Origin of the sequence: Dietzia sp. E1 (genome assembly GCF_014145015.1) — a bacterium.
GTDB classification, from domain to species: Bacteria; Actinomycetota; Actinomycetes; order Mycobacteriales; family Mycobacteriaceae; genus Dietzia; species Dietzia cinnamea_A.
On sequence record NZ_JAALDU010000103.1, the window covers coordinates 1 to 6,577 of the forward strand.

At 71.2% G+C, this 6,577-nt stretch carries 7 protein-coding genes; all 7 read right to left on the minus strand.

The features are described from left to right. Positions 1–182: 182 nt before the first annotated feature. Positions 183–1,013 carry a DegV family protein gene (locus tag G6030_RS04610; RefSeq protein ID WP_182642347.1) on the minus strand — a complete coding sequence of 277 codons (831 nt, stop codon included), beginning with the start codon at positions 1,011–1,013 and terminating at the stop codon, positions 183–185. Further along, on the minus strand, positions 1,010–1,708 hold the full coding sequence (locus G6030_RS04615; protein WP_182642348.1) for a histidine phosphatase family protein: 699 nt from the start codon (positions 1,706–1,708) through the stop codon (positions 1,010–1,012). The genes G6030_RS04610 and G6030_RS04615 overlap by 4 nt, the downstream gene beginning before the upstream one ends. Positions 1,709–1,716: 8 nt before the next feature. Then, on the minus strand, positions 1,717–2,160 hold the full coding sequence (rsfS, locus tag G6030_RS04620; protein ID WP_182642349.1) for a ribosome silencing factor: 444 nt from the start codon (positions 2,158–2,160) through the stop codon (positions 1,717–1,719). Then, positions 2,157–2,873, minus strand: a complete 717-nt coding sequence (nadD, locus tag G6030_RS04625; protein WP_182642350.1) for a nicotinate-nucleotide adenylyltransferase — start codon at positions 2,871–2,873, stop codon at positions 2,157–2,159. Before nadD ends, rsfS begins: the two co-directional genes overlap by 4 nt. Before the next feature lie 65 nt (positions 2,874–2,938). Beyond that, complete coding sequence (locus tag G6030_RS04630; RefSeq protein ID WP_182642351.1) at positions 2,939–4,369, minus strand: VWA domain-containing protein; 1,431 nt, start codon at positions 4,367–4,369, stop codon at positions 2,939–2,941. 36 nt (positions 4,370–4,405) lie between these two features. Further along, positions 4,406–5,287 (minus strand): MoxR family ATPase, encoded by an 882-nt coding sequence (locus G6030_RS04635; RefSeq protein ID WP_182642352.1) that lies wholly within the window; start codon positions 5,285–5,287, stop codon positions 4,406–4,408. A 69-nt stretch (positions 5,288–5,356) separates the two neighbouring features. Beyond that, a partial coding sequence (locus G6030_RS04640; RefSeq protein ID WP_182642353.1) for a glutamate-5-semialdehyde dehydrogenase occupies positions 5,357–6,577 on the minus strand: 1,221 nt, incomplete at its 5' end.

Here is a 6,577-nt window from a genome sequence, read left to right on the forward strand (position 1 = left end):
TCCGCGGCCGCCGGCTCACGGCTCCGACCGACCGCGTCCGGCGCGAGCGCACCGGCCAGTCGCTGCAATGCGGCCGCCCGCGCCGGATCCCGCTCGGGATCGGCGGGACGGGCCCGGGTCTCGGTTCGCATGGGCGCGACGCTAGACCGGCGACCTCCCCCACCCGCTCCGGAACGCGGTCCTCAGTCCGCGTCCTGTGGAGAGGGGGACGGGATGGGGAATTCGGTGTCCACGAGGTCCGTCACCGACACACCGACTGTTCCGGGGCCCAGATGCCACGCGAGGACCTCATCGAATTCGACGATGATGACGCGTTCCGGGAACGGGGTCTGCTTGCGGATCTCCGAGGCCATCTCCCCGGCCCGTTCCGCCGCCTCGTGATGGTGGATGACGACCAGGACGTCACCCCGGGCGAGGTCGTCGCGGAGCAGCGCCCGAAGGCGCTCATGGGCTTTCGTGGTGGTGCGGGCCTTCGCGGCGAGATCGACCGATCCCGACCGCAGCACGATCACCGGACGCATCGCCAACGCGCTGCCGAAGATCGCGGCCAGGGCGCTGATCCGGCCACCCCGCCGTAGGTGCTCGAGCGACTCGAGGGCCGCGTACGTCGAGGCGCCCCGACACAGACGCTCGGCGAGGTCGTAGGTCGCCGACAGCCCGAGTCCGTTGTTCGCGGCCCACGCGCACTGGGCGACCGCGGCGCCGAAGGCCATTCCCGCCCCCCGCGAGTCGGAGACGAGGACACGGCCACCGAACCGGGTGGCGGCGTCGCTGGCCGACTGCCAGGTCCGCGAGAGCTCCTTCGACAGGTGCACCGAGACGACACCCGTGCAGTCCGGCTCCGAGAGGAGGTCGGCATAGATGGCCGCGAGTTCGTGAGGGGTCACCGCCGCGGTGGAGACGGCCTTGTCGTCCTCCTCCACGACGTGCAGCGGCACGACCGTGATGCCGAAGGCGCGGACCCACGCGGCCGGCAGATCCGCGCAGGAATCGGTGACCAGTCGGATCGTCACGGGGCGTCCACCGGCGGTGTGATTCCCGCGTTCCACTGGTCCAGGCGCCACAGCAGGGTCCGCGCCGCGTCGGTGGTGGGCGCCACCTCCGGCTCGGCGTGCGACTCGTCCGGGTTCGCGGTGCGCGGGTGGGCGGACAGCTGCACCCAGCAGGTGTTGCCTAGCCCGTTGAACATCGGATAGTGCTCCACGGGCAGTTCGAGCAGCGCCCCGGTCAGCGCGGCGATGGCGCCTCCGTGCGCGACGATCACGGCCGGATGCTCCCCCCACTCCGGAGACGACTCGACGAGCTCGTCGACGACCTCGCGGGTACGGCGCGCCACGTCGATGCGGCTCTCCCCGTCCGGCGGCGACCACCGTGGACTGCTGCGCCAGCGCAGCCTGGCGTCCGGCCACTGCTCGTCGACCTCGGAGTGGGTCATCCCCTGCCAGGTCCCCAGGTTCGTCTCGCGCAGCCGCGGGTCGGTGAGGACATCCAGCCCCACCTCGGACGCCAGCGCCTTCGCCGTCTCGTGCGCACGCTGGAGATCCGAGGACAGGATCGTCCACGGCCGCCGGGGAGCCAGTGCCCGGCCGACCGCGTGCGCCTGCCGGACCCCGAGCTCGCTGAGCTCGGTGTCCAACTGCCCCTGCATCCGCAGCGAGGCGTTGTAGTGCGTCTGGCCGTGACGCAGCAGGATGAGACGTCGGGTCACCGAGGAGTTCAGAGCTCCTGATCCCGCTGTGGCTCCTCCGGGGCGAGCGAGTCATCGGCCCCGCCGGCGGCGGTCTCCGAGCGGCGGGAGGTCTCCACGCCCTCGATCTCCACGACCGGGCAGTCCTTCCACAACCGGTCGAGCGAGTAGTAGTCGCGCTCGTCGACGTGCTGGACGTGCACGACGAGTTCGTTGTAGTCGAGCAGGGCCCAACGACCCTCGCGGGTGCCCTCGCGGCGCAGCGGCTTGTGTCCGGCCTCGCGGAGCTTGTCCTCGATCTCCTCCACGACGGAGTTCACCTGACGCTCGGTGTCCGCGGACGCCAGGACGAAGCAGTCGGTGATGACGAGTTGGTCGGAGACGTCGATGACGACGATGTCGGTCGCCAGCTTGTCGTCTGCGGCACGGGCCGCGACGGCGGCCATCTCCAGGGCCTCGGGGCTTGCGGTCACTGGGGGTTCTCCTCCGGGTGCGAATCGATGGGGACGGGGACCCGGTGTACCGGGGCCGTCGCTACAGGGGTGCCGTCCAGGCGGGTGGAGCCCTCCGGCCGGTACAGGTTGCGTTTGGCGATGTACTGCACGACGCCGTCGGGTACGAGGTACCAGACGGGGGCGCCGTCGGCCGCACGGCGGCGGCATTCGGTGGACGAGATGGCCAGGGCGGGGATCTCGAGCAGGTAGATCCGCCCGTCCTCGATCTCGGTGAGATGGGTGTCGGACAACTCGAAACCGGGACGGGAGACGCCGACGAACGTGGCGAGTTCGAACATCTCCTCCCAGCCGCGCCAGGTCAGGATCTTCTCCAACGCGTCGGCGCCGGTGATGAAGAACAGTTCGGTCTCCGGGTGCTGACGGAGGAGGTCCTTGAGGGTGTCGACCGTGTAGGTCGGCCCCCGGCGGTCGATGTCCACGCGGCTGACCGAGAAGCGCGGGTTGGAGGCCGTCGCGATGACGGTCATGAGGTAGCGGTCCTCGGCCGGGGAGACCTCCCGGCTACGCTTCTGCCACGGCTCGCCCGTGGGGACGAACACGACGTCGTCGAGATCGAACCGATGAGCCACCTCGCTGGCCGCCACGAGGTGACCGTGGTGGATCGGGTCGAAGGTTCCGCCCATCACTCCGATGCGGCGCCGCGAGCCGTCGGCGGTTCCCGTCGTGGTCATGGTCACCGAGTCTATCGGGCCGGGATGGCGCGTACTCGTCTGCCGCTCCCCGCCACCCCGGACGCTCACACGGGCAGCAGGCTGGAGACGACCGCGGTGAGCTGCTCGACGTTGCGGCACTCGTGCATGGGCACGTACTGGGAGTACAGCTTGGCGGCCGAGTCGCCGGTCCCCCACTGCCGCTGCGGCTCCGGGTTCAGCCAGTGGGTGTGGCCGACCCGCTCGCTGACGAACTCCAGCGCCCCGACCGCGGGATCGCGGTAGTTGTTGCGGCCGTCGCCCAGGATGAGCAGCGACCCCGTCCTCGTCAGCGTGTGGGCGTACCGGTCGGCGAATCCCTCGAGAGCGTGCCCGTAGTCGGAGTGCCCGTCATAGGTGATGATCTCGGCCTCACGCACCATCCTGCTCATCGCCGTGCCGAGGTCGGAGCCCGATTCGAAGAACGAGGTCACCTCGTCGGTGGTGTCGACGAACGCGAAGACACGCACCCGGGAGAACTGCTCACGGAGCGAGTGCACCAGCTGGAGGGTGAAGTGGCTGAAGCCCGCGACCGACCCGGACACGTCGCACAGCACCACCAGCTCGGGGCGGGCCGGACGCGGCTTGCGCAGGACCAGCTCGACCGGGACCCCGCCCGTGGACATCGACCGACGCATTGTCTTGCGCATGTCGATGGCACCGTGCCGGTGGCGACGCCGGCGCGCGGCCAGGCGACTCCCGAGCTGGCGGGCCAGCGGTCCGACCCGGCGACGGAGCGCCTGCAGGTCCTGGTCGTTGGCGCGCAGGAAGTCGACCTGCTCGGCCGCCGGGCCGACCGCGTACTGGGCCACCCGGTCCCGCCCCACGGTCTCGGCGGTGCGGCGACGCGTCTCGTCGGCGACCTCGCGAAGGAACCCGCGCACCAGGTCCGCCGCGGCGTTGGCGGCCGCGGTCTTCTCCGCGTGCCGCTTGGAACCGTCGGGGTCGAAGGGGTCGGCGCCGAGCAGTCCGTCGAGGATCCTCTGCATGATCGAGTTCGTGTCCAGCGGGCTCAGCGCCTGGTAGGCGGAGTAGCGCGGGCCGTTGACCGAGTCGTACGAGCCGAGCTGCTCCACGAGGAGTTCGGCGAGCGCCCGGGCCTTGGCGCGCGACTCGTCGGTGTCCTCGAGAAGCAGCGAGGCGATGAGCTCGTTCAGGGCGTCGGGATCCACCTTGCCGTCGTCATCGGTCGGGATCTCCACCTCCAGCATCACCGCGTCGCCCGGGGTGTGGCCGCCGACGGCGGCCGGGAACCACAGATCGAAGAGCTGGTCGAACACCCCACGGTGCGTGGGCTTGTGCAGGATCGTCGAGGCCAGCGCCTCGCGCAGCGCGGCGCGGTCGAGCAGGTCGACGTGCACCATCGCCGAGGCCGCGTCGACCGCCTCGCTGGGCCCGACGGGGATGCCCTTGCGGCGCAGTGCATCGACGAAGTCGACGAGGTGGCCGGACAGGCCACCCGGACTCTTCTGGGTCATCTCCCCCGCCTCCCGATCATCTCCCGCGTCCGCCCGCTAGTTCAGCCGCAGTTCGGCGGCCGCGCGCAGCTGGTCGGACTGGTGCTTGAGGGCCACGCCGAGGGTCTGCAGGACGGTCTCGTCGTCGATCGTGTCCAGGCCCAGCGCCACGAGCGTGCGCCCCCAGTCGATGGTCTCGGACACGCTCGGCACCTTCTTCAGCGCCATCGCGCGCAGCACCCCGACGACGCGCACGAGCTGCTCGGCCAGCCGGTCGTCCAGCTCGGGGACCCGGGACGCGAGGATCTTCCGCTCGAGCTCGGGCGTCGGGAAGTCCAGGTGGAGGTAGAGGCAGCGCCGCTTGAGCGCCTCGGACAGCTCGCGGGCCGCGTTCGACGTCAGGACGGCGAAGGGCCGGCGGGTCGCCTCGATCGTCCCCAGCTCGGGGATGGTCACCGCGAAATCGCTGAGCACCTCCAGCAGCAGGCCCTCGATCTCGATGTCGGCCTTGTCCACCTCGTCGACCAGCAGCACGGTGGGCTCGCTGCGCCGGATCGCGGTGAGCAGCGGCCGCGACAGGAGGAACTCCTCGGAGAACACGTCGTCCCGCGTGGAATCCCAGCCCTCGCCCTGCCCGGCCTGGATCCGCAGGATCTGCTTCGCGTGGTTCCACTCGTAGAGCGCACGGGCCTCGTCGACGCCCTCGTAGCACTGCAGGCGGATGAGCTCGGCCTCCGTGGCGGCGGCGACGGCCTTGGCCAGCTCCGTCTTGCCGACGCCCGCCGGGCCCTCGATGAGCAGCGGCTTGCCCAGCCGGTCGGCCAGGTAGACCACCGTCGCCGTCGACCGGTCGGCCAGGTAACCCTGGTCGCCGAGGGCGTCGATGACGTGGTCGATGCTCTCGAACGCCGGGCGCTGTCCGGTGCGGGCTCGGTCCATGGGGCGGGTCCTCTCGGTGGGTGGTCTGTCGCGGGTCGCGCGGTGTCGGCCCGCTCGGGCGCGGGTGCCTTACGGCCGCACGTGCCCCTTGCCGTGGGCGATCCACTTGGTGCTGGTGAGTTCCTCGAGTCCCATGGGACCGCGGGCGTGGAGTTTCTGGGTGGAGATGCCGATCTCGGCGCCGAAACCGAACATCTCCCCGTCGGTCCAGGCGGTGGAGGCGTTGACCATCACGGCCGCCGCGTCGACGCGGGCGCAGAACTCGTCGGCCACGTCGATGCTGCGGGTGGAGATGGCCTCGGTGTGGCCCGACGACCAGCGGGCGATGTGGTCGATCGCCTCCTCGACGCCGTCGACGACCCTGAGGGCGATGTCCATGCTGAGGTACTCCTCGCCCCAGTCCACGTCATCGGCGGGGACGAGGCCCTCCCGGTCCCCGTGGACGGTGACGCCGGCCGTGCGGAGGGCGCCCACGACGCGGTCCACGGCGGCGTCACCGAGGGCGGCGTCGAGCAGGACGGTCTCGGTGGCGTTGCAGACGCTGCAGCGGCGGGTCTTGCCGTTGAGCAGGAGGCTGATCGCCTCGTCGAGGTCGGCGTCCCCGTGGATGTAGAGGTGGCAGTTGCCGGTGCCGGTCTCGATGGCGGGAACCTTGGCGTTCTCCACGACGGCCTGGATGAGGCCCGCGCCGCCCCGGGGGATCACGACGTCGACGAGGCCTCGCGCCTGGATGAGGTGGGTGACCGACGAGCGGTCCTCCGAGGGGAGCAGCTGCGCGGCGTCGACGGGCAGGTCGTGCTCGCCGAGCACCCCGCGCAGGACCTCGACGAGCGCCTCGTTGGAGTTGCGTGCCGACCGGGAGCCGCGCAGGAGGGCCGAGTTGCCCGATTTGAAGGCCAGACCGAACGCGTCGACGGTGACGTTGGGGCGTCCTTCGTAGATCATCCCGACCACGCCCAGCGGCACGCGGACCTGACGGAGCTGGAGTCCGTTGGGCCGGGTCGACCCGCGGGTGACGGTCCCGATCGGATCCGCGAGGCCGGCGACCTGGCGCAGTCCGCCGGCGATGCCCTCGATCCGGTCGGCGGTCAGGCGGAGCCGGTCGAGCATGGCCTCTCCGGTCCCGGCCTCGATCTGCTCGGCGATGTCCACCGCGTTGGCCTCGAGGATCGTCGACTCCGCCGCCACGAGGGCGTCGGCGGCGGCGAGCAGCAGCGCGTTCTTGCGGTCGGCGGTCAGCAGCGCCAGCTCGCGCGAGGCGGCGCGGGCACGACGGGCGGCGCCGTGGAC